Source organism: Corallococcus sp. AB030 (assembly GCF_003668965.1).
In the GTDB taxonomy this organism is placed as follows: domain Bacteria; phylum Myxococcota; class Myxococcia; order Myxococcales; family Myxococcaceae; genus Corallococcus; species Corallococcus exiguus.
In genome coordinates this window covers 1-21,450 of sequence record NZ_RAWQ01000142.1, presented here as the reverse complement: position 1 = coordinate 21,450, position 21,450 = coordinate 1, and the positions used below count along the sequence as shown (strand labels likewise).

Here is a 21,450-nt window from a genome sequence, read left to right as displayed (position 1 = left end):
CCGAGGGAGGCCCCGTGCGGCTCAGGACCGACGGCGCGAGGACTTCTTCGCGGCGGCCTTGCCCGTGGCCTTCTTGGCGGCCCCGCGCGTGGATGCGCCCTTCTTGGCGGCGGCGGCCTTCTTCGGGGCAGCCCCCTTCTTCACGGCGGCCTTCTTCGCGGGGGCGCCCTTCTTCGGGATAGCACCCTTCTTCACGGCGCCCTTCTTCACGGCGGCCTTCTTCGCGGCAGCCTTGCCCGTGGCCTTCTTCGCGGTGGCAGCCTTCTTCGCGGCGGCCTTCTTCGCGGTGGCGCCCTTCTTCCCGGCCCCACGCGCGGGCGCGGCCTTCTTCGCGGTGGCCTTGCCCGTGGCCTTCTTCTCGGCCCCACGTGCAGGCGCGGCCTTCTTCGCGGTGGCCTTCTCGCCAGCCGCCTTGCGCGCTCCCGCCCTGGTGGAGACGGCTTCGGTCGGCGCCTCCGCTTCGGCGGCTTCGGCCTTCTTCGTGGCGGCCTTGCCCGTGGACTTCTTCGCGGGGGCGGACGGCGTCTCGGTGACAGCCTTCTCGCGGCGGGCTTTCTTCACGGCGGGGCGCTTGGGCTCGGGCTCCTCGAACAGCTCCTCCTGTTCGGCGGGCTCGGCCTCCTCCTCACCGGTGTCCTCGGCCAGTTCCGCCTCCAGCTCCTCCTCGCTGGACACCTCGGCCTCCTCGTCGGCGGACTCCGCGGCTTCGAGCTCCTCCTCCTCGTCCTCGTCCGCGTCACGGGCCAGGGCGGCCAGGGCGCTCGAGTAGTCGCCGCCACGGCCAGCGGGGGCCTCCTCGTCCTCCTCCGCCTGCGCGGCAGCACCGGACAGCGCGCCCTGGAGCACGGCGTTCATGGCGCGCGCGAAGGTCCGCTCCCCGAAGCTCTCCACCTCTTCCACGGGCGGAATCAGCACCTCGAGCATGTCCTTGAGCGCGCGGTACAGCCGCATCTCCTTCTTCTCGCCGTCCCAGGTGCCGAAGACCCAGGTGTCCCCGTCCAGCGCGTCCACCCAGCCGGGCAGCGGCCCGCCGCCGTCCCCCTGCTCCTCCATCGCGGACTTGCGCGCGACGAACAGGTGCCGGTGCGCCCCCTTCAGCCCGAAGCGCCACACTCCCGCCGCGGGCAGGCCCACCACCATCAGCCGGGTCTTCTCCAGGACGCTGGGCGCCCCCTCCTCGCCACGCAGCGGGAACAGCCGCACCTCGCCCTGGAACTCACCGCCGTTGAGCGCCTGGTACAGGTCCGCCAGGTCCTCGGGGAACGGGACGCCGCACTCCGTCTCCGCGCGGCGGACCTCCTCCACCTGCACACCCACCGAGGTCGCCTTCGCCGACTTGCGCAGTGCCTCCAACCACTCGTGCATGACCCCTCCACGACATCGACAGCCACCAGGGCTCGCACCTTACGGCGCCTTGGGCCCTCGTGAGCAGTGTGCATGTCGGGTTTCGTCCACCCGACGTCCTGTAGACATACCTGGACAACCTGACACGCCCGCCCCTCCATCCCTCCAGGCCGCCTGCCCCGGGTCCAGGCAACCCGCATGGAAGCCCAGTCCCCCGGGCGTTAGGAAGGGCCCATGGCGCATCCCGTAAGCACCGAGGCGACGACCGAGACCTTCGACTCGCTCGTCATGGAGCCCCGCGACGAGCTGGTGGTGGTGGACTTCTGGGGCCCCGGCTGCCCGAACTGCGACATCTACGCCGCCGCCGAACCGGAGCTCCTCAAGGAGCTGGACGGCGCCCCCATGCGCGTCGTCAAGGTCAACGCCTACGAGCACGAGGCACTGGCCACCCGCTTCGGCCTGTACGGCATCCCCACCTTCCTGCTGTTCCGCGACGGGAAGCTGCTGGGGAAGATGAGCCAGTACTACGGCAAGCCGTACTTCCTGGGCGTCATCCGGGACCACCTGCCCGGCGGCGCCAAGGCCCAGGCCTGAGCCCTCAGTCCCGGTAGCCGCGCGCCTGCAGCCGGAACAGGTGCGCGTACCGCCCGTCCAGCGCCATCAGCTCGTCGTGGCTGCCCAGCTCCTGCACCGTGCCGTTGTGGAGCACGGCGATTTGATCCGCCATGCGCACCGTGGAGAAGCGGTGCGAAATCACGATGGCGATGCGGTCCGCGGCCAGCGCCTGGAAGCGCTCGAAGAGGGCGTGCTCGGCCTCCGCGTCGATGCTGGCCGTGGGCTCGTCCAGGATGAGCACCTCCGCGTCGTCGCGCATGAACGCGCGCGACACCGCCAGCTTCTGCCACTGGCCGCTGGACAGCTCCTGGCCCTTCTCGAACCAGCCCCCCAGCATCGTGTCGTACTGGGACGGCAGCGTCGCGATGACGGAGCTCGCCCCGCCCTGCTCCGCCGCCCGTTCGATGGCGGGCCGGTCCTCCAGCGCGGGCACGTGTCCCAGGCCGATGTTCTCCGACACGCTGAACTGGTAGCGCACGAAGTCCTGGAACACCGCCCCGAAGCGGCCGCGCAGGTCGTCCGCGCCCATCTGGGCCGTGTCCACGCCGCCGTAGAGAATCTGGCCTTCGGTCGGCTCGTACATGCGCAGGAGCAGCTTCACCAACGTGCTCTTCCCCGCGCCGTTCTCCCCCACCAGCGCCAGCTTCTGGCCGGGCTTGAGCGTGAGGTTCACGTTGCGCAGCGCCCACGCGTCCTTGCCCGCGTAGCGGAAGGAGACGTCGCGCAGCTCGATGGCGTTGCTCCTCCCGCGCGGCGGTGAGACGGCGGGCAGGAGCCTCGGCGCGTTCTCCAACGTGGGGATGTCCAGGTAGGCGAAGAGGTTGCTCATGAAGAGCGCGTCCTCGTACATGGAGCCCACGCTGGTGAGGATGCCCTGGAACGCGGCCTGCCCCTGCCGGAACACGGCCAGGTACAGCACCATGTCACCCACGGAGATGCCGCCATCCGCCGCGCGGCTCGCCACGAAGAGGTAGCAGCCGTAGAAGGCCGCCAGCGACAAGAGGCCCAGGCCCAGGCCCCACACCATGCGCTTGCGCGCGAGCGCCCGGTCCTCCGCGAAGAACTTCTGGAACAGGTCGCGGTAGCGGCCCAGCACCAGCGGCCCCAACCCGAAGAGCTTCACCTCCTTCACGGTGCTGTCACGCGTGAGGATCCACTCCAGGTAGTTGAGCTTGCGGCCCTCCGGCGCGCGCCACGAGTACAGCCGGAAGCCCTCCGCCGCCAGCCGCGCCTCCGCGATGAACGCGGGGATGGACGCGGCGAGCAGCACCACCACGCTCCACGGCGACAGCGCCACGAGCAGCACCGCGTAGGTGGACAGGGTGATGACGTTGCGCACGATGCTGAACGCCTGCATCACCAGCGACAGCGGGCGCGCGTTCGCCTCCCGCCGCGCGTTCTGCATCTTGTCGTAGGTGTCCGAGTCCTCGAAGTGCTTGAGCTCCAGGTCCAGCGCCTTCTGGAGGATGCGCTCGTTGAGCAGGTTGCCCAGGTGCGCGCGCAGGAGGTCCCTGGTGAGCGTGAGCCCCCGCTCCACCACCGCGGAGGCCACCATCAGCGCGAACTCCGTGGCCACCAGCCCCACCACGCGCGAGTTCGCCGCCACGTCGCCCTTCGCCGCGGCCACCACCGTGTCGACGATGAGCTTGCCCACCCACGCGATGCCCGCCGGCAACACCGCCGCCACCAGCGTGAGCACGCCCAGCACCACCGCGCCCCGGGGGCTCGCCCGCCAGAAGAGGTGGAAGGTGCCGGGCAGCTGCTTGAAGAGGACGCCCGCGTTCTTCAGACGGGCCCGGAGCGATGGCGGTGTCGACGGCGTGGGAGGTGGCAAGGTGCCGCCCCTCATAACGCCTCGACGCCCGCCGCGCTGGACTTCCCTGCTTTCAGGAAGCCGGTGCGCCCCCGCCGTCCGGCAGGGCGGCGGGCGGGGCGGCGTGCCGCGAGATGAGCACGTCGCAGAGTGAATGCCGCAGCACGCCCTCGGTCAACGTGGTGGGCGGATTCGCGGAGGACATGCCCAGCGTGAGCAGGTCCGAGTCGCGATCCCGGGCCTCCGCGAGGATGCACTCGCACGGGTCTCCGAAGCGCAGGCGGATCTCCAGCGCCCGGCCGGTCTCCCGGTACGGCGCCAGGAAGCGCCCGAGCGCCCTTCGCGCCGCGTCCTCGCGCTCCTGCAGCAGCCCCAGCTGCCGCGTCAAGGGGACATCCTCACGGCGCAGGGCGGCCTCCTCCTCGCGCAGGTCCACCACGTGCAGCACCTCGATGGGGGTCGAGACCGGACACAGGCGCATCGTCAGCTCCAGCGCGCGGCGGGACTCCCGTGAGAAGTTCACCGCGACGAGGGGCCGGTGGTAGACGCGGCCCGGGTGCGGCATCACCACCAGCACGGACGCGTCCACCTCCCGCACCAGCCGCATCACCATGGCGTCGTCCGGCAACGGCTTCGCCGGTTGGGGCAGGTGCGGCCAGCCCACCACCAGCACCTCCACGCCCTGGTCCTTGGCCAGCTCCGCCGCCTCGTGCGGCGCGTCACCGGTGCGCAGCTCCTCGCGCACGTCCACGTCCGGCCGCTGCCGCAGCCGCTTCGCCGCGGACGTCACCGACCGGCGCAGGCACTGCTCGCCGTCCACCGTCCCATCCGGGCCGGAGTGGCCATCCAACCGCGGGCTCACGTGCAGCACGCTGAAGGCCGCTCCGTGCGCGAGCGGAAGGCGCAGCGCACGGGCGAGCGCGAACTCGGACTGCAGGGAGAAGTCCAACCCCACCGCCACCCGCCGCAGCCCCCGCTGAGCGCGGAGGACGCCGTCGGGCAGCAGCGGCAGACTCCTTCGGGAAGACACGTTTGGCCTCATCTCGACTCCCTTCCACCTCACCGCTGGAACGCACCGCGCGGAAGGGCTGACCGCCTACGCGGGCCCTCATGGACATACATTCAGACCCGTCGGCGGATGTGCCACCCGTCTTTTGCGGGGACGCTGGGTCCGCAGCCTGGCGGCGGAGCACGCGAGCGGCCTGGCCCGGCGGGACGCTCCGGCGAGGGCAGGCGGGCAGGCCTTCCATCCTCTGGACGCCGTCCTGTTTCTGTAACGTTTTCAGGGCGCCCCACCGCTTCGTTCAAGGACTCCAGGGCAGGCATGCGTTCAGGGCCGCCATTTCAACGGTTTGAGACGTTCACCGCAGGACCTTGGGGCATGGGGGTGTTTTCAGAGGCTCGGCCAGCCCTTTGCAAAGACCTCTGACCGGCTTCTCACGAGGCCATGGGCGGCGGGTCGGACGGCAGGTCGCAAGGGAGCGGGAACATGCGCGGGGTCATCACCGGACGTGAGGTGGTTTCCAACCTGGGACTCATCTACCGGGAGTTCGGGACAGCCTGTGTGTTGCGCTGCCTCTGGGTGATGCTCAGCGGGAAGTCCACCACCTTCCTGGAGGTGGCGTGTCCCTGCGAGAAGATGCGGCAGTGAGCACGCGCCGCTGAAGACAGCTCGGGCCGCGGGAAGCATCAGCTTCCGCGGCCCGAACGGTTTCAACGGCGGTGTGAGGTGTGGCGCTAGCGCTGATACGGATCCGCGTCACCGCGACGCACTTCCTCGCGCTCGTCCTTCTTGTCCTTGATGGCGTGCTTCACGTCCTCGACCACGCCCTTGACCTTGCCCTTGAGCGTGTCCGCCTTGCCTTCGGCTTCCAGCGAACGGTCGCCCGTCGCCACGCCCACGGTTTCCTTCACCTTGCCCTTGGCCTTGTCAGTCCACTCGCCCATGGCGTCCTCCTGACGTCGGTGTGTGAATCGTTGTGGAGGACAACGTGCGCACGTCATGGGCGGGCGGCAGGTGACGGTGGCTCGTCCGCACGGTCGCCCTGCTCGGGCCGCGACAGGTCGGAATGTCAGGCAATGGACAGTGCGCGGCGCGCGCTGAAACGACACGCGCCCTGCCCTGCCTACCCGTTGCGTCCCTGTTATTCGCGGAGACCCGGGAGTCTGGCTCGCAAGACGAAGACGTTGCATTGACGCATCCGCACTTCGCCCGCAGGCTTGAGCCGTTCAACCGGATCCGTCACCCGATGACACAGCCATCCCCCCCTTCGACCCAGGCGCTGCTCTTCAAGCTGCTCTTGCTGCGCACGCTGGTCGTCACGGTGGCGGTGGCGCCGGCCATCTACGTCGACATGCAGCTGCTGGACGTGGACGCGAGCCACACGGGGTTCGTGCTGGGCGTCGTCACGCCCATCGTCATTGGCGGGCTGGCGCTGGTGGTGCCCATTGGAGCGGTGGGCGCGCTGTTGCGGTACGCGGTGGAGGCGAAGGCGAGCCCCGCGGAGCGGCTGGGACGGCTGTTGCGGCTGCCGGGCGTGCTCACGTTCGTGGAGGCGCAGTCGGGCTGGTTCCTGGGCGGCATCTTCTTCAACGGCGCCATTGGTCTGGCGCTGGACCGGCCGCCGCGCGTCATCCTGGTGGGCGTGGCGGTGGCGATGAGCGCGGGGCTCTTCAGCGCGCCCATCATGTACATGCTCTACGAGAAGGCGCTGGCGGCGGTGACGCTGGAGGCGTTCCGCCGCGCGCCGCACGAGCGCCCCGCTGGAGAAGGGCTGTTCCTGCCCCGGCAGAGCTGGTTCCTGCCGGCCATCGTCGTGTCCGCGCTGTTGATTACGTGCATCACGAGCATCGCCACGTTGCAGCTGCGGCTGGAGAAGAACCTGTCGTCGCTGGCGGACGACCTGGAGCTGTCGGGCGAGTACCGGGGCGCGGCGCGGGTGCGCTCGCGCATCCAGCCATTGCAGCGCGACCTGACGTTGCCGGTGGCGTTCCTGGGCGGGTTCGCGGCGCTGGGGGCCATCTTCACGGCGGCGTGGGCGGCGCGCCGGCTGGCGCAGGGCGCGAGGGCGGTGGGGGCGTCGCTGGACGCGCTGGTGGAGGGCCGCGCGGCGCCGCCGCAGTGGGTGTCCACGGATGAGCTGGGCGACCTGTCCGCGCGCACGTGGCTGCTCTATGAACAATTGCAGGAGCTGCCCCGGGCGCTGAGTTCCTCCGCGGGGCACCTGGCGAAGGCGGGCACGCGGCTGACGGAGGCGAGCGACCAGCAGAACCGCACGCTGTCGCGGCAGGCGTCGGCCATCCACCAGGCGCGCACGACGGCGCATGAAATCCAGCAGATGTCGAAGCTGGCGGCGAGCCGCGCGGGGAGCGTCCTGCAGGTGGCGGAGCGCGCCGCGGCGATGGGCAAGCTGGGCGAGGAGTCGCTGGCGGGCACGGAGCAGGGGCTCGACGACATCCGGGGCCTGACGCACGGGCTGAACCAGCAGGTGGTGGACCTGGGCACGCGCGCCCGCGAGGTGGGCCGGGTGTCGGAGGTGGTGAAGTCGCTGGCGGACCAGTCACACATGCTGGCCATCAACGCGGCCATCGAGGCGAGCCGCGCGGGCGAGCAGGGCCGGGGCTTCGCGGTGGTGGCGCGGCAGATGCGAGAGCTGGCGGACCAGTCCATCAAGGCGACGGGCCAGGTGCGCGGGTTGCTGGAAGGCATGGAGACCGCGACGGGCGAGGCGGTCGTGACGGCGGACAAGAGCTCCGCGGGCGTGGAGGCGGCGCTGGTGCCGCTGCGCAAGAGCGGCGAGCGGCTGCGGGAGCTCATCAAGCTGACGCACGAGTCCGCGTCCGCGGTGCGGCAGATTGCGGAAGCCGTGGCGCAGCAGCACGCGGGCGTGGATCAGCTGTTCAGCGCGGTGAGTGAGATGGATGAGCTGATGGCCGCGACGCTGCGACAGCTGGGCACGACGCAGGAGGCGGCGACGGCGGTGGCCCAGGCGACGGGGCAGGTGTCGGAGCTGGCGGAGCGGTACGTTTCGTAGCGGTGTGGCGGTCGGGGGGATGACCGCCGTGGGCTGGCCCTCCCCGGGTCTGGTAGAAGGCCGCCATGCTGACCTCCATCACGGTCGAGAACTTCCGAGGCATCGAGCGGCTCCACGTCGAAGGACTGGGACGTGTGAACCTCATCATCGGGAGGAACGACAGCGGGAAGACGGCGCTGATGGAGGCGCTGCTGTTGGCACGCGACCCTCGAAATGCAATTGGCATCCTGACTGCTCGGCAGCGCATGCGTGTCGCCAGCACCAACAATGCAGACCTGGCTGACTTCGATGAGTTCTGGCTGCCCATCTTCCACCGGATGGATGCTCTCGCTGGCTTTCGCATCCACAGCACTTCATTCGCGGATCGACCTTCGACGCTTGCAGTCACAAAGGAGCCTGTAGACGAGCCCATGACGATTGACGGCGTCAGAGCCTCTGTCGTCATTCCTGCGTGGACCTTGAAAGCCACCGTCACGGGCGGGCGCCATGAGACGACCTCCGTCATCGACCAAACAGCCACGGGTGAGAAGCTCCCAACGGCGCAAACAAACATTCCAAGCCGTTGGATCTCCCCGAGCCCAGTCATTGGTAGCGAGGACATCCGAGCTTTTTCAAAGCTCAAGCAGCAAGGGCGTGATGAAGCGGTAACAGAGCTTCTCCGCTATGTGAACGATCAGATCTCAGGAGTCGAACTGCTCGCGCCAACGGGCAACCGTGTGAGTGTCTACGTTCGCTTACGACGCGAAGGGCTGGTTCCGCTCCTCATGATGGGGGAAGGAATGAAGCGCTACTTCGAGTTCGCGGTTTCGTTCGCAGCCACAGACGGCGCTTCGATCCACATTGATGAGATCGAAAATGGCCTCCATCACAGCGTGATGGAGCCCTTGTGGGCCTGGATCTCCAGAGCGACCCAAGCGAAATTCGCTCAGGTCTTCGCGACAACGCACTCCGAGGAGTGCGTCCAAGCCGCTTCACGCGTCTTCAAGGCACAGAATGACGTCGGACTACGCGTCATTCGGCTCGACAAGCAGGAGCATGAAACCAAGGCCGTCGTCTATGACCGCGACCTTGTTGAAGCCGCCGAGCGGATGGGAGTGGAGATCCGCGGATGAGCCTTCCTGGCAATGGTCCATTTCCCACAAGGCCTTTCGGCTTGCTGCTTGTGGAAGGCGGAGACGAGCAGAAGCTCTGTAAGGCTGTCGCAGGCCCTACCGTTTGGAGTGGACTCGTCTGCTGGAAGGCCAGTGGACGCGCAGCTCTTCCGACTCTGGCGAAGCTCGCGCTCCTGGATCCCAGCTTCGATCATGCGCGCAGTGTCGGCGTCCTGCTCGACATGGAAGATGACTTGGCAGAAACCCATGCCCTCATTGAACGGATCCGCGCAGCACTCAACGTCACCACGCCTTTCGTGCACGGCGCCTTCGTTCCAGGCGCCGCCCCCAAGGTGGGCATCTTCGTCTCACCGGACGGACAGCAGACCGGCAGCATCGACGGGCTCTGCAAACAAGCCGTGCGGAATCCGGCGCTGGCCTCCTGCGTGGACACCCTCGTCGCTTGCGCAGGACAGCCTCACACCACGCAGGCGCGCGGCATGAAGGGCTGGCTCGATGCGTACCTCGCCATGCAGCCCGAGCCTCTTCGTCTGCACCAAGCGCTGGACAACTCCAAGGTCTTCGACCTGAACCACGCGGCCTTCACCCCGCTCCGCGCCTTCCTCCAAGCCCTCTGACTTGCGCCCGGTGCGCGGACACCGTTAGCCTCCCCAGCGGTCGAAAAACGGCGGACCGGTTCGGTGAGCCCCGGTCACTTCCATGGTGGAAGCGCTTGTCCGTCTCCTTCGGGATTCAGGACCCACGGCCCTTCGAAGGCATTCGTGTGCCTTCGCGAGGTCCACCATGAAGCTGAATCACCTTGATCTGCAGGTCCCCGACGTCCAGGCCACCGCCCGCTTCTTCATGCGCTACTGCGGCTTCACGTCGCACGCGAAGAACCATGACTCGCCCGCCATCGCCATGCTCGGCGGGACGGATGGCTTCGTGCTCATCCTCCAGCGCCGCAAGCGCGACTCCGACGTCTTCCCCGAGGACTTCCACGTCGGCTTCCTCCAGGACTCCGAAGCCCCCGTGCTCGCCTTCCGTGAGCGCGTGAAGGCAGACGGCCTGGAGGTGTCCGACGTCATCCGCAACAACCGGGGCACCCTCGTCTACTGCCGCGCTCCGGGCGGCATCCTCGTGGAGGTGAGCTGCCGCCCCTGAAAAGGGTCAGCCGGTGCTCTGAAGCGTGAGCTCTTCCCGGGACGTGGACCTCCACTCCCGGGAGTGCCAGTCGAGCTGCTGGGGACGCGGCAGCTTCCATTCGAGCTGACGCACCCGAGGAAGCTCGACGGGCCTCGGCCGCGTGGCCATCCCCTTCCCACTCACGATGCGGATCAGGCGCATCAACTGGTCCCGGTCGAGACGGATGCGCCCGTAATGGGAGAGCTGGATGGCCTCCAGCTCCGCCGCATCGATGCGGGAGCCATGGTGGGCAACGTAACGCGCGAGCCGGGGTCCCAGCGCGTAGTGGAGCTTCCGCGCCGTGAGGAGGGACCGGACCACACAGAGGCCCGCGTAGGGGTTCTCCTCCAGGTTGATGTCGAGCACCTGCTCACGGACCGCGCGGAAGAAGGGTTCTCCATAGACCCGCCGCGCACGACCCTTCCGGGTGTCCAACTCCGCGGCCACGGCTTCCACGTTGAGGAACGTCGTCCGGGGCAGGTGCGCGAAGTCCCCGCCATGCACCAGCTTCTGCTGGAAGGCCCAGGTGGATTCCAGGGTCCAGATGTCCACGGGGAGTTTCTGAACCTGGAGATGCAAACCTCCGAACCGGTTGACCCGGACCAACTCCCGGGAGAACGCGGCTCGCAGCGCGGGCCCCGTCGCGCCCGCCACGACCAGGTCCACGTCCCGGGGCGCCGCCGTCGCCGACACGGCCAGCAGGTCCCGCAGCGTGCCGCCGAAGACGAAGACGTGCCAGTCATGCTCCCGGAAGACGTCCAGGAGCGACCGCATCGCACCGTGCCAGGGATGCGGCACACGGGTGACGAAATCGCTCAGACGCTTGCGCAGGACCCGCCGCGGGTCATGGAGGATGGCGCTATCCGTGGGTGAGCTGCGCATGGAGGCTGCAAGCAAAGGTGTCTGTCATTCCACAGACGTAGTCGGTCACCAACTGGATGCGATGGTACAGCGGAGGAAGGCTCGAGTTCTCGCAGGCGGACTCGAACGCGGTCCGGTAGTTCCTCGACAACAGGTTGTAGACCTTGCCTTCAGGGCTCTTGTTGAACTTCTTCCAGTCCTTGCCCGCGGTGTCCACGGGGACCGGACACCCCTGAGCCCCCTCCCAGAAGATGTCCATCAACCCATGGATGACCCGGCGGCCCAGGGTCTCCAGCCGGAGCGTCTCCGGGGCGTTGTAGACGCGCTCGCGCCCGAAGCGCTTGCACACCTCGATGAGCCGCGACGCCCCACTGGCACCGATGAGGTCTCCCTGCTCCAGCGACTCTCCCTGCATGAGCCGCGCGTAGTTCCGCTGGAAGGCCGCGAGGATTTCCCGCTTGGCGTGACCAATGACCATCGTCCGGAAGTGCTGCGCGAGAGCCTCGTCCCGAGCCCGCCCTTCCAGCGGCGTGTCCGCTTTCTCGATGTAGTCATGGACGCTCTTGAGGACGGTCTTCGCCATGCCCGAGTCGTCGTGCTTCTCCAGGAAGGCTTCGACCTCCGGCCAGCCTACGAGGCCCTTCTTGACCCCGTCCTCGATGTCCACGGTCGCGTAGACCATGTCGTCACAGGCCTCGACGAGGTACGCGATGGGGTTGCGCGCGGTCCCGGTTCCGGTGAGCGACCGGACCCTGTCCACAAGGCGCTGCTCCGAGGCGAAATAGCCGGGCTTCTTCCTGTCGGCGGGACCGGTGTCGGACGTCTCATCCGAGGCCGCCGTGTATTTCATCGCGGCCGACAGCGTGCCCACCGTCAGGTTCAGCCCGTAGGAATCCGCGAGCAGTTGAAGGCGCGACACGATGCGCAGCGTCTGGGCGTTTCCCTCGAACCGCAAGAAATCACTCCGGAGCTGGCCGGCACGCACGGTCGCGGTCTCTGCCTCATGAAGGAGCCCCTGCCCCTCCGATCCGAAGTGCGTCCGGAACCAACTCCCAATGGCCTCTTCGCCCGCATGGCCGAACGGAGGATTTCCCAGGTCGTGAATGAGGCCGCACGTCGCCGCGATGGCCTCGATGTCGAGCACCTGCTGGCTGGAATCGAGGTGGCCCTCGCGCAGCATCCAGCGGGCCGCGCCACGCGCGAGTCCCCGGGCCAGCGTCGAGACCTCCAGGGAATGCGTCAGGCGCGTCCGGACCGCGTCGTTCGGCTCCAGCGGAAACACCTGGGTCTTGTCCTTGAGGCGCCGGACCGGAGTGGAGAAGACGGTCCGGTCATAGTCCCGATCGAACTCGGACCGGCCATCGTCCTCCAGCGAAGCAGAGGCCCGTCCGCCCTCGGCCTCGCGGATCCGCGTGTCACACAGCAAGCGCTTCCAATCCAACGCCATGGTGTCCCCCCATTTCGACGACGCCGCCGAACCTAGCGGGGAGGTCTGACATGAGAGGACCCGGCGCGTGTCTTCAGCCGCTCCGCGCCATGCGGAGCGGCGCCTGTTCTCCGGCGTCCTCCATGGGCGGCACGTAAGGCCAGCCCTTCAGCGGCCCCTTGCCGGCTTCGCGCGTGAGATAGTCCGCCGCGATGTTCGCGCTCTCCATGATGGTCAGGAGCCCGCTTCCCGGGTGCGTCCCTCCGCCCACGAAGTACAGCCCCTCCACCTGCGCGTTCTTCACTCGCGGCCGCAGCGGGCCCAATTGCATCCAGGTGTGCGACAGGTTGAACACCGCTCCCCGGAACACGTTGAAGTCGTCCCTCCACGTCTCCGCCGTGAAGTAGCGCTCAGCCTTCACGTGCTCTCGCAATCCCTTGATGCCCACCTTCTCCAGCATCTTCGGGATGCGCTCGCGCAACGTCGCTTCCGTCTTCGCCCAGTCCACCGGGCGCGCCGTGTTGGGCGTGGGCACCAGCACGTACAGCGTCGAGTGCCCCTTCGGTGCTCCCGTGCCGTCCGTCACTCCCGGGTTGCACACGTAGAAGGGCGGGTCGTCCACGTCCACCGTGCGGTCCTCCAGCGCGTCCTTGTCCGTGCGCCTCGCGCTCTCCGACAGGTAGATGAGGTGGTGCGGCAGGTCCGCGTACGTCGTGTCCAACCCGTAGTACGCCATGAACGTGCTGCACGAATACTTCGCCCGCTCCAACGCCCCGTCCGACAGCCTCGAGCCCTCCCGCAGCTCCGGCGCCAACAGCTTCTGCGCCGCGTACGCCAGGTCCGCGTTCACCACCACCGCGTCCGCGTCCAACACCTCGCCGCTCGCGAGCTTCACTCCCACCGCGCGCCCGGCCTCCGTGCGCACCTGCTCCACCGCCGTGCCCATCCGGAACGTCACGCCCAGGTCCTGGGCGCACCTCATCATCCCTCGCGACAGCTCCCGGAAACCGCCCTGCACGTGCCACACGCCGAAGCACAGCTCGATGAACGGAATCACGCTGAACACCGAGGAGCACGTCGTCGGGTGCAGCCCCAGGTACTTCGACGGATACGCCAGCGCGTATGTCATCCGGTCGTCGTGGAAGAACGAATCCAGCTGCCGGTAGAGCGTCTGCCACGGCTTGAAACGCAGCGTGGGCGCGAGCCTCCAAGGCGCGTAGTAGTCCAGGCTGCCCGCGTTCGTGCAGATGAACTTCTCGTACGCGAGCGCGTACTTCCTCCTCCCGTCCTCCATCCACTCCTGGAGCGCGCGCCCCTTCCCTGCTCCGAACTTCTCCAGGTCCTGGCCCATCCGCTCCAGGTCCCTCCGCGTGTCCAGGTGCGTGCCGTCCCAGAAGTGCACGCGCGTGTTCGGGTCCACCGGCACCAACGTGACGTAGTCCTCCAGCTGCTTCCCCGCGCGCCAGAAGATCTGCTTCAGGATGCCCGGCAGCTGGAGGATGGACGGGCCCGTGTCCACCGCGTACTCGCCGTCCTGCCCGAGCGTGAGGCCTTTCATCCTGCCGCCGGGCACCGCGTCCTTCTCCACCACGGTGACCCGGAAGCCCTGCCCCGCGAGGTTGATGGCGGCCGTCAGGCCTCCCGGGCCCGCGCCCACGACGATGACGTGCTGAACCATGTGCCTCACGATGCCCGGCCCCATGCCACCTGGCGACATCCCTTGAGGACGGCCCGGACGAAAAAGCGTTTCCGTCCGGGACTCCTGGCGTCCCGCCGGGCGTTGGCTTCAGGCAGAGGCCCCACGCCATCCCCTCGGAGCGTTCTCTGGAAGACGGGCCCACATCCTGAATCCCCAGGGTGACCTGCCTCCTGTAGCCTGCGACGCGCATCCATGAATCCCCCCTCGGAGGCCGGCCCACAGGAAGTCCTGCTGTTCACCCTGGAGCGGCAGCGCTACGGCCTGCCCGTGGAGGACGTGCGCGAGTTGGTGCGCGCCGCGCGCCTCACGCCCCTGCCCCAGGCCCCCGACGTGGTGGAGGGCCTGCTCAACCTGCGCGGTGAGCTGCTGCCCGTGCTGGACCTGCGCCGCCGCTTCCGCCACCCCGCTCGCGCCCTGTCCCCCATGGACCACTTCATCGTCGCCTCCACCGGTGGACGGCTGGTGGCGATGCGCGTGGACCGGGCCGAAGGGCTGCACGCCGTCACCCCCGGGGAGTGGGACCCGTCTCCCCGGGAGCTGCCGGGCGTGGGGTACGTGGCCGGCGCCGCGAAGCTGACGGACGGGCTGGTGCTCGTGCACGACCTGCGCTCCTTCCTCTCCGAGGCGGAGGCCCTGCAACTCGACAGCGCGCTCGGAGCCCTTCCGGAGCCTGCTTGATTGGCGGCGTCCTGCCCCCGGGATTCAAGGAGGTGCTCGCCCTGGTGGAGCAGCGCGCCGGGCTCGCCGCGCCCAGCTGCCTGGCCGCCGCGCTGGAAGGCATCCAGCGCGCCATGGCCCGCGCCAACCAGGACGACGTGGAGGTCTACCTGCGCGAGGTGTCGTTCGACAACGCGCTCCTGGACGACCTGCTCACCGAGCTCACCATCGGGGAGACGTACTTCTTCCGCACCCACGAGCACTTCGACCACCTGCGCCGCGTGGTGCTGCCGGAATTACACGAGCGCCAGGGGCCCGGCCACCTGCTGCGCGCGTGGAGCGCGGCGTGCTCCTCCGGCGAGGAGCCCTACTCCATCACCGCGCTGCTGATGGCCGAGGGCTGGGAAGACCACATGACGGTGCGCGCGACGGACGTGTCGCGCACGGCGCTCCGCCGCGCCCAGCAGGCCCGCTACACGGATTGGTCCCTGCGCGGCCCTTCCGCGGACCGCATGCGTCCCCACCTCAAGCAGGAGGGCCGCTTCTACCAGCTGTCGCAGGACGTGAAGCGCCACGTGCAGCTGGGCTACCTCAACCTGGCGCTGGAGACGTGGCCCTCGGCGGAGAGCGGCCTCTGGCAGCTGGACGTCATCTTCTGCCGCAACGTCCTCATCTACTTCAACCGCGCCACCATCGAGGGCGTGGCGCGCAGGCTCCATGCGTCCCTGGACGACGGCGGGTACCTGTTCACGGGTCCGTCGGATCCGCCGCTCGGGGACTACGCGCCGTTCGAGCCCGTCCTCACGGAGTGGGGCGTGCTGTACCGCAAGCCCCTGGCCGGCTCGAACGCCGGGCACTTCGTCCCGCTCCAGCCCCTGGCGCCCCTGCGCGCGGATGGCACGCCCTTCACCGTGGGCACGCCGGGTGCTGTCTCCAGCGGTCGTCCCGGAGCGGGTTCGCTCCCCGCGGTGGCCCCTGGCGCCTCCGCGTCTCCGGGAGCCCGGCCGTCTCCGGCGGGAGGTTCCTCGGGAGTCGCGCCGGGGACGTTCACCGCCGGAGCGGATGGAGTGACCGCGGGTGTCTCCCCGCCGTGGGCGTCAGGGACCGGCACGTCAGCCTCGGGGGGCGGCTCCCATGGCGGCGCTCCCATTTCGGGCCTCGGGCCTGCCGGCGGTGGTGCGCCCTCGTCGGCGGGAGCCCTCTCCGGCGGCGCTCCCGCTTCGGGGGCTCCGACGGCTCGCACCGGTGATGCGTCCACGTCTGGCACGCGCACCCGCTTCACGCTCAGCGTGGAGGCCCTGGAGGCCGTGCGGGCGGCGCTGGCCCGCGGCGACTGGCGCGAGGCGGCCCGGCGGGCGGGGGCCCAATCGGCCGACCCGGAGGGCGCCCTGGCCGCGGTTCGTGCACTGGCCAACCTGGATCCGCGCGCGGCGCTGTTCGCCTGCGAGGAGGCCTCGGTTCGTCACCCACTGGTCGCCGGTCTGCGGTATCTGGAGGCCCTGCTGCTCCTGGGACAGGCGCGGCTGTCCGACGCGGAGAGAGCCGCCCGGCAGGCGCTCTACCTGGAGCCGGGGCTCGCGGTGGGCCACCTGCTCATGGGCCACGTGCTGCGCCGGCAGGACCAGACCGCCGCCGCGGCCCGGGCCTACCGCGAGGCGGAAGGGCTGTGCCGGAAGCTGCCGCCAGAGGCGCTGGTGCCGCTGGCGGAAGGTGAGCGGGCCGGAGCGCTGGCGGACGTGGCCCGCGCGGAGTGGCGGCGCCTGGAGCGGACGGAAGGCTAGAGAGGCGAGCGGATGCCGAAGCGCGAGGGAAACATCGACTGGGACAAGGCCCGGGCCCGTCTGGAAGCGCTGGAGCGCGCCACCGAGGCGCGCGACACCTTCACCGACGAGGCGGCCCTCGCCGCGCTCGACGCGCGCGCCCTCGCCCTGGCCCGCCCGGCGGAAATCCCCGTGCTGCCCGGCAGCCAGCGGGAGATGGTCCGCTTCCGGGCCGCGGGCCAGCTGTATGCCCTGGAGTCGCGCTTCATCCTGGAGGTCATGCGCGCGCCGGAGCTCACCCTGCTGCCGGGCTCGCCGCCGCTGCTGCGCGGCCTGACGCTCCTGCGCGGAGAGGTGCTGCCCGTGGTGGAGCTGGCGCCGCTGTTCGGCCGGCCCTCGGAGCAGGGCACCGGCCCCGTGCTGGTGGTGGGCACGGCCCGCGCGGAGCTGGGCCTGCGCACGGATGAGGTGATGGAGGTGGCGGTGCTGACGGTCACGGAGCTGTTGCCCGCGCCCTCCTCCCTGGAAGAGGAAGCGGGCGCGCTGGTGTCCGGCGTCAGCCCCGACGGCACGCTCGTCCTGGAGGGAGAGGCCCTCCTCGCCGACGAGCGTCTCGTGTTCGAGCTTTCCGAAGAAGGAGTCGCATGAGCATCGGGAATCGCATCGCGCTGGGCTTCGGGCTGTCCCTGCTGGTCCTGCTGATCATCGCCGGAGTGGCCTTCCAGGGCGCCCAGCAGCTCACCACCACCACGGAGGGCCTGCTGGAGGCCCACAACAACTACAAGATGCTGCGCGAGGCGCGCGCCCTCATCGTGGACGCGGAGACCGGCCAGCGCGGCTTCCTCCTCACCGGCGACGAGAGCTACCTGCGCCCGTACCAGAACGCCCTCACCGAGCTGCGCGCGGACATGGACGCCCTGCGCCCCGCGATGGCGAAGTACCCCGACCAGCGCTCGCGCTTCACGAAGCTGGAGCCGCTGGTCGCGAGCAAGCTGGACGAGGTGGCCGACACCATCCGCCTGCGCCGCGAGCAGGGCTTCGAGGCGGCCCAGACCGTGGTGAAGACCAACCGCGGCCAGCGGGAGATGGAGGTCATCCGGGAGCTCATCGCGGAGATGCGCGAGACGGAGGAGGACCGCTGGAGGCAGTACTCCGACGCCGCCACCCAGGCCGCGCAGCGCAGCGTCTGGGTGCTGGCGCTGGGCACCCTCCTGGGCCTGGCCATCGTGGGCGTGGGCAGCTTCGTCATCACCCGCGGCATCACCGACCCCCTGCGCAAGCTCACCTTCGGCGCGGAGCAGCTGGGCAAGGGCGACCTCACCCACCGCATCGACGTGCGCGGCAAGGACGAGATGGCCGACCTGGCCGGCGCCTTCAACGCCATGGCGGAGCGCCGCCAGCAGGCGGAAATCCAGCTGGCGAAGCAGTCCGAGCAGCGCGAGCACACGCTCAAGACCGTGGCGGAGTTCGTCAACCAGCTGGCCGGCGCGTCCTCCGAAATCCTCGCCAGCACCACCGAGCAGGTGGCCGGCGCCCAGGAGCAGGGCACCGCCGTCACGGAGACGGTGAGCACCATCGAGGAGATCACCAAGACGTCGGAAGAGGCCGCCGGCCGCGCCCGCGCGGTGAGCGAGTCCGCCCGTCACTCCGAGGAGGTGGGCCGCTCCGGCCGCCGCGCCGTGGAGGAGGCGGTGTCCTCCATGGGCGCCGTGCGTGACCAGGTGGAGTCCATCGCGTCGCGCATCCTCGCCCTGGCCGAGCAGGCCCAGGCCATTGGCGACATCATCACCACCGTCAACGACATCTCCGAGCAGACGCACATGCTCGCGCTCAACGCGTCCATTGAAGCGAGCCGCGCGGGCGAGCACGGCCGCGGCTTCGCCGTCGTCGCCTCCGAGGTGAAGGCCCTGGCGGACCAGTCCAAGAAGGCCACCGCGCAGGTGCGGCAGATCCTGGGACAAATCCAGAAGGCCACCCACGGCGCGGTGATGACCACGGAGGAGGGCACCAAGAGCGTGTCCGCCGCCACGCGCGTCGTCACCGAAGCGGGCGCCACCATCCAGCAGCTGGCGGACCTGCTCACGCAGGCGTCGCTCACGGCCGCGCAGATCGCCGCGTCCGCCAACCAGCAGGCCACCGGCATCGGGCAGATCCGCCAGGCGATGCACGACGTGAACCAGGCCACGCAGCAGGGGCTCATCTCGTCGCGGCAGACGGAGCGCGCGATGCAGGACATCAACGCCATGGGCCAGAAGTTGAAGGGGCTGCTCGGGGAGTTCGGGCGCTAACCCATGGATCGCGACAGGCTGGCGCAGGCACTGCTGGACTCGTTCCTGGAGGAGCTGGAGGGGCACGTCGTGTCCCTCAACCGGGACCTGCTCGCGCTGGAGCAGGCCCCGGCGCGCGCGAAGGAGCTCGTCCCGGGCATCCTGCGGACGCTGCACAGCGTGAAGGGCGCGTCTCGCGCGGCCAGCGCCAGCATGGTGGAGAACGCCTGCCACCGCATGGAGGAGGTGCTGGAGCCGCTCATCCACGGGCGCGCGCCGTCGCCGGACCTCTTCGAGCTGTGCTTCGCCACCGTGGACGCGCTGGACGACGCGGGCCGCCGCCTGGCCGCGCGCCAGGACCTGTCCGGCTCACCGCTGGAGGCGCTGCTGCCCCAGTTGGAGCAGGCCGCGCACGGCTCGCCCACCCAGCCTCCAGTGCCCGCGCCGAAGTCGGCGCCGCCCGCCCCTGCTCCCCACGAGAAGCCCGCGGAGGCCGAGCCGGAGCTCTCCTTCCCCTCGCAGGCCAGCGGGGAGATGCTGCCGGTGCGCGTGTCCGGGCAGAAGCTGGACGCGCTGCTGGGCCGCAGTGGTGAGTTGCGCGTGGCGATGCTGCGCCTGGAGGGCCACGCCGAATCCCTGGAGGCGCTGCGCGACGACGTGATGGGGCTGCGCGAGCGGGTGCGCGGCACGCAGTCCGAGGCGACGCTGCGCCGCGTGGAGCTGGAGCTGGCGCGGGTGGCGCGCGTGCTGGCGCAGGACCGCCGCGCGCTGTTCCAGTCCTCCACCGGCCTGGATGATGAGGTGCGCCGCGCGCGCATGCTCCCCTTCGAGGAGGGCTGCACCGGCCTGGAGCGCGCCGCGCGCGACGTGGCGCACAGCCTGGGCCGGCGCGTGCGCATGGAGGTGCACGGCGGCGGGCTGGACCTGGACCGCTCGCTGCTCCAGTCCCTGCGCGAACCGCTGCTGCACCTGGTGCGCAACGCGGTGGCGCACGGCCTGGAGGCGCCGGAGGAGCGCGTGCGCCACGGCAAGCCGGAGGAGGGCCGCGTGGTGCTGTCCGCGCGGCTTCGCGGCAGCCGGGTGGAGGTGGCGGTGGAGGACGACGGGCGCGGCCTGGACCTGGAGGCGCTGCGCGAGCGCGCGCGGGCCCGGGGCATGGAAGCGCCCGAGGACGACGAGGACGCGGCGCGGCTCGTGTTCCTGCCGGGCCTGTCCACCGCGGCGAAGGTGACGGCGGTGTCCGGCCGGGGCGTGGGCCTGGACGTGGTGCGCGCCCAGGTGGAGGCCCTGCGCGGCAGCGTGGAGGTGGCCTTCAAGGCGGGCCAGGGCACCCGCTTCACGCTGGACGTGCCCCTCACCCTGAGCACCCTGCGCGTGCTGCTGGTGTCCGTGGGCGGGCAGGCGCTGGCGCTCGCCAGCGAGGGCGTGGACCGGCTGTTGCGCCTGGCGCCCTCCGACGTGCGCGAGGTGGAGGGCCGCATGTCCTGGGTGACGCCGGAGGCGCTGGTGCCGCTGGCGTCGCTCGCGGGCGTGCTGGAGTTGCCCCCGGGGCCGCCGAAGTCGCGGCCCCCCGCGGTGGTGCTGTCCGCGGGCACCGCGCAGGCGGCGCTGGTGGTGGACGAGGTCATCGCGGAGCAGGAGGTGCTGGTGCGCTCGCTGGGCAGCCGCGTGAAGCGGGCCCGGCACGTGGCCGCCGCCGCGGTGCTGCCGGATGGGCGCATGGCGCTGCTGCTCAACCCCGCGTCACTGGTGCGGGCCGCGGGGGGACGCCCCTCCGCCCAGTTCTTCCCCACGCCCAAGGAGCAGGCGGTGCGCCGGCGCGTGGTGCTGGCGGACGACTCGCCCACGACGCGCATGCTGGAGCAGAGCATCCTGGAGGGCGCCGGCTACGATGTCACCGCGTGCGCGGACGGCGCGGAGGCGTGGGAGCGGCTCCAGGCGGGCGGCGCGGACGCGCTGGTGCTGGACGTGGAGATGCCGCGCATGGATGGCTTCCAGGTGACGGAGGCCGTGCGCACCTCTCCGCGCTTCGGACGGGTGCCGGTGGTGCTCGTCACGTCGCGAGAGAAGCCCGAGGACAAGGCGCGCGGCCTGCAAGCCGGCGCGAGCGCGTACATCGTGAAGAGCGCGTTTGACCCCACGAGTCTGCTGGAGACCCTGAGGCGACTGCTATGAAGACCGAACCGTTGCGCATCCTGGTGGCCGAGGACTCGCCCACCGCCCGGCGGCTGCTGGTGGAAATCCTGCGCACCGACCCGGCGCTTACCGTGGTGGGTGAGGCCAAGGACGGCCTGGAGGCGGTGGAGCTGTGCCAGCGCCTGCAGCCGAACCTGGTGACGATGGACATCCAGATGCCGCGCATGGACGGCCTGGACGCCACCCGCCGCATCATGACGGAGGTGCCCACGCCGGTGGTGGTGGTGTCCACGCTGGTGGAGCGCGACATCCAGACGTCCATGGCCGCGCTGAGGGCCGGGGCGTTGGCGGTGCTCCAGAAGCCGGTGGGCCCGGAGTCGCCGGACTTCGAGGCGGACAGCCGCCGCCTGCGCGACACGCTCAAGGCCATGGCCCAGGTGAAGGTGGTGCGCCGCCCGCCTGGAGCCGCTCCCACGCCTCCGCGCCGTCCGCGCACGCGGTGACATCGTAGCCGGCGCCCTCCAGGATGCTCTGCTCCAGCATGCGCGTCGTGGGCGAGTCG

General features: G+C 70.0%; 18 protein-coding genes and 1 pseudogene. 12 read left to right on the top strand and 7 right to left on the bottom strand.

What is annotated here, in order from left to right:
- Window positions 1-21 precede the first annotated feature (21 nt).
- Window positions 22-1,365: an SMI1/KNR4 family protein gene (locus tag D7Y15_RS28805; RefSeq protein ID WP_121754563.1), complete on the bottom strand. Its 1,344-nt coding sequence runs from the start codon at window positions 1,363-1,365 to the stop codon at window positions 22-24.
- A gap of 213 nt (window positions 1,366-1,578) precedes the next feature.
- Here D7Y15_RS28805 and D7Y15_RS28800 point away from each other — a divergent pair, with 213 nt between their 5' ends.
- Window positions 1,579-1,938 carry a co-chaperone YbbN gene (locus D7Y15_RS28800; protein WP_121754562.1) on the top strand — a complete coding sequence of 120 codons (360 nt, stop codon included), beginning with the start codon at window positions 1,579-1,581 and terminating at the stop codon, window positions 1,936-1,938.
- A gap of 4 nt (window positions 1,939-1,942) precedes the next feature.
- Here the strand turns inward: D7Y15_RS28800 and D7Y15_RS28795 are convergent, their stop codons facing one another.
- On the bottom strand, window positions 1,943-3,808 hold the full coding sequence (locus D7Y15_RS28795; RefSeq protein WP_120577192.1) for an ABC transporter ATP-binding protein: 1,866 nt from the start codon (window positions 3,806-3,808) through the stop codon (window positions 1,943-1,945).
- 37 nt (window positions 3,809-3,845) lie between these two features.
- Window positions 3,846-4,802, bottom strand: a complete 957-nt coding sequence (locus D7Y15_RS28790; protein ID WP_233605121.1) for a universal stress protein — start codon at window positions 4,800-4,802, stop codon at window positions 3,846-3,848.
- Between the two features lie 459 nt (window positions 4,803-5,261).
- On the opposite strand from D7Y15_RS28790, the gene D7Y15_RS45360 reads away from it, so the two are divergent.
- On the top strand, window positions 5,262-5,423 hold the full coding sequence (locus D7Y15_RS45360; protein ID WP_167548270.1) for a hypothetical protein: 162 nt from the start codon (window positions 5,262-5,264) through the stop codon (window positions 5,421-5,423).
- Window positions 5,424-5,509: 86 nt separating this feature from the next.
- Here D7Y15_RS45360 and D7Y15_RS28785 read toward each other — a convergent pair whose 3' ends face one another.
- Window positions 5,510-5,719 (bottom strand): CsbD family protein, encoded by a 210-nt coding sequence (locus tag D7Y15_RS28785; protein ID WP_120577190.1) that lies wholly within the window; start codon window positions 5,717-5,719, stop codon window positions 5,510-5,512.
- A gap of 302 nt (window positions 5,720-6,021) precedes the next feature.
- Between D7Y15_RS28785 and D7Y15_RS28780 the strand changes: the two genes are divergently transcribed.
- The 4 genes from D7Y15_RS28780 to D7Y15_RS28765 all read left to right on the top strand — a co-directional run bounded on the left by D7Y15_RS28780 (window position 6,022) and on the right by D7Y15_RS28765 (window position 10,061).
- Entirely contained in the window at window positions 6,022-7,806 is a 1,785-nt protein-coding gene (locus D7Y15_RS28780; RefSeq protein ID WP_121754560.1) for a methyl-accepting chemotaxis protein, read from the top strand.
- A gap of 65 nt (window positions 7,807-7,871) precedes the next feature.
- Window positions 7,872-8,918: an ATP/GTP-binding protein gene (locus D7Y15_RS28775; protein WP_121754559.1), complete on the top strand. Its 1,047-nt coding sequence runs from the start codon at window positions 7,872-7,874 to the stop codon at window positions 8,916-8,918.
- Window positions 8,915-9,535 carry a DUF3226 domain-containing protein gene (locus tag D7Y15_RS28770; RefSeq protein ID WP_120577188.1) on the top strand — a complete coding sequence of 207 codons (621 nt, stop codon included), beginning with the start codon at window positions 8,915-8,917 and terminating at the stop codon, window positions 9,533-9,535. Before D7Y15_RS28775 ends, D7Y15_RS28770 begins: the two co-directional genes overlap by 4 nt.
- A 166-nt stretch (window positions 9,536-9,701) precedes the next feature.
- Entirely contained in the window at window positions 9,702-10,061 is a 360-nt protein-coding gene (locus D7Y15_RS28765) for a VOC family protein (RefSeq protein ID WP_120577187.1), read from the top strand.
- 6 nt (window positions 10,062-10,067) lie between these two features.
- Here D7Y15_RS28765 and D7Y15_RS28760 read toward each other — a convergent pair whose 3' ends face one another.
- The 3 genes from D7Y15_RS28760 to D7Y15_RS28750 form a co-directional block, all read right to left on the bottom strand.
- Window positions 10,068-10,856, bottom strand: coding sequence for a hypothetical protein (locus tag D7Y15_RS28760; RefSeq protein ID WP_147452074.1), 789 nt, complete (start codon window positions 10,854-10,856; stop codon window positions 10,068-10,070).
- Window positions 10,857-10,941: 85 nt separating this feature from the next.
- Window positions 10,942-12,390 carry a dGTP triphosphohydrolase gene (gene dgt, locus D7Y15_RS28755; RefSeq protein WP_120577185.1) on the bottom strand — a complete coding sequence of 483 codons (1,449 nt, stop codon included), beginning with the start codon at window positions 12,388-12,390 and terminating at the stop codon, window positions 10,942-10,944.
- A gap of 73 nt (window positions 12,391-12,463) precedes the next feature.
- Complete coding sequence (locus D7Y15_RS28750; protein ID WP_121754564.1) at window positions 12,464-14,047, bottom strand: NAD(P)/FAD-dependent oxidoreductase; 1,584 nt, start codon at window positions 14,045-14,047, stop codon at window positions 12,464-12,466.
- A 213-nt stretch (window positions 14,048-14,260) separates the two neighbouring features.
- On the opposite strand from D7Y15_RS28750, the gene D7Y15_RS28745 reads away from it, so the two are divergent.
- From D7Y15_RS28745 to D7Y15_RS28720, 6 genes and pseudogenes are all read left to right on the top strand, one after another.
- Window positions 14,261-14,746, top strand: a complete 486-nt coding sequence (locus D7Y15_RS28745) for a chemotaxis protein CheW (RefSeq protein ID WP_121754558.1) — start codon at window positions 14,261-14,263, stop codon at window positions 14,744-14,746.
- Entirely contained in the window at window positions 14,743-16,506 is a 1,764-nt protein-coding gene (locus D7Y15_RS28740; protein WP_121754557.1) for a protein-glutamate O-methyltransferase CheR, read from the top strand. The genes D7Y15_RS28745 and D7Y15_RS28740 overlap by 4 nt, the downstream gene beginning before the upstream one ends.
- A gap of 12 nt (window positions 16,507-16,518) precedes the next feature.
- Window positions 16,519-17,133, top strand: a complete 615-nt coding sequence (locus tag D7Y15_RS28735; protein ID WP_121754556.1) for a chemotaxis protein CheW — start codon at window positions 16,519-16,521, stop codon at window positions 17,131-17,133.
- Entirely contained in the window at window positions 17,130-18,773 is a 1,644-nt protein-coding gene (locus D7Y15_RS28730) for a methyl-accepting chemotaxis protein (protein WP_120577181.1), read from the top strand. Before D7Y15_RS28735 ends, D7Y15_RS28730 begins: the two co-directional genes overlap by 4 nt.
- A gap of 3 nt (window positions 18,774-18,776) precedes the next feature.
- A complete protein-coding gene (locus tag D7Y15_RS28725; protein ID WP_121754555.1) occupies window positions 18,777-20,927 on the top strand; it encodes a response regulator in 2,151 nt (716 codons plus the stop codon).
- Window positions 20,924-21,343 (top strand): annotated as a pseudogene (locus D7Y15_RS28720) (response regulator); the annotation flags it as partial. The gene D7Y15_RS28725 and the pseudogene D7Y15_RS28720, both read left to right, overlap by 4 nt.
- Window positions 21,344-21,450 lie beyond the last annotated feature (107 nt).

Excerpts from the sequence above, each read along its gene's own strand:
- D7Y15_RS28805 (WP_121754563.1), bottom strand. The coding sequence starts at position 1,365 with ATGCACGAGTGGTTGGAGGCACTGCGCAAGTCGGCGAAGGCGACCTCG.
- D7Y15_RS28800 (WP_121754562.1), top strand. The coding sequence starts at position 1,579 with ATGGCGCATCCCGTAAGCACCGAGGCGACGACCGAGACCTTCGACTCG.
- D7Y15_RS28795 (WP_120577192.1), bottom strand. The coding sequence starts at position 3,808 with ATGAGGGGCGGCACCTTGCCACCTCCCACGCCGTCGACACCGCCATCG.
- D7Y15_RS45360 (WP_167548270.1), top strand. The coding sequence starts at position 5,262 with ATGCGCGGGGTCATCACCGGACGTGAGGTGGTTTCCAACCTGGGACTC.
- D7Y15_RS28785 (WP_120577190.1), bottom strand. The coding sequence starts at position 5,719 with ATGGGCGAGTGGACTGACAAGGCCAAGGGCAAGGTGAAGGAAACCGTG.
- D7Y15_RS28780 (WP_121754560.1), top strand. The coding sequence starts at position 6,022 with ATGACACAGCCATCCCCCCCTTCGACCCAGGCGCTGCTCTTCAAGCTG.
- D7Y15_RS28775 (WP_121754559.1), top strand. The coding sequence starts at position 7,872 with ATGCTGACCTCCATCACGGTCGAGAACTTCCGAGGCATCGAGCGGCTC.
- D7Y15_RS28770 (WP_120577188.1), top strand. The coding sequence starts at position 8,915 with ATGAGCCTTCCTGGCAATGGTCCATTTCCCACAAGGCCTTTCGGCTTG.
- D7Y15_RS28765 (WP_120577187.1), top strand. The coding sequence starts at position 9,702 with ATGAAGCTGAATCACCTTGATCTGCAGGTCCCCGACGTCCAGGCCACC.
- D7Y15_RS28760 (WP_147452074.1), bottom strand. The coding sequence starts at position 10,856 with ATGCGGTCGCTCCTGGACGTCTTCCGGGAGCATGACTGGCACGTCTTC.
- dgt (WP_120577185.1), bottom strand. The coding sequence starts at position 12,390 with ATGGCGTTGGATTGGAAGCGCTTGCTGTGTGACACGCGGATCCGCGAG.
- D7Y15_RS28750 (WP_121754564.1), bottom strand. The coding sequence starts at position 14,047 with ATGGTTCAGCACGTCATCGTCGTGGGCGCGGGCCCGGGAGGCCTGACG.
- D7Y15_RS28745 (WP_121754558.1), top strand. The coding sequence starts at position 14,261 with ATGAATCCCCCCTCGGAGGCCGGCCCACAGGAAGTCCTGCTGTTCACC.
- D7Y15_RS28735 (WP_121754556.1), top strand. The coding sequence starts at position 16,519 with ATGCCGAAGCGCGAGGGAAACATCGACTGGGACAAGGCCCGGGCCCGT.
- D7Y15_RS28730 (WP_120577181.1), top strand. The coding sequence starts at position 17,130 with ATGAGCATCGGGAATCGCATCGCGCTGGGCTTCGGGCTGTCCCTGCTG.
- D7Y15_RS28725 (WP_121754555.1), top strand. The coding sequence starts at position 18,777 with ATGGATCGCGACAGGCTGGCGCAGGCACTGCTGGACTCGTTCCTGGAG.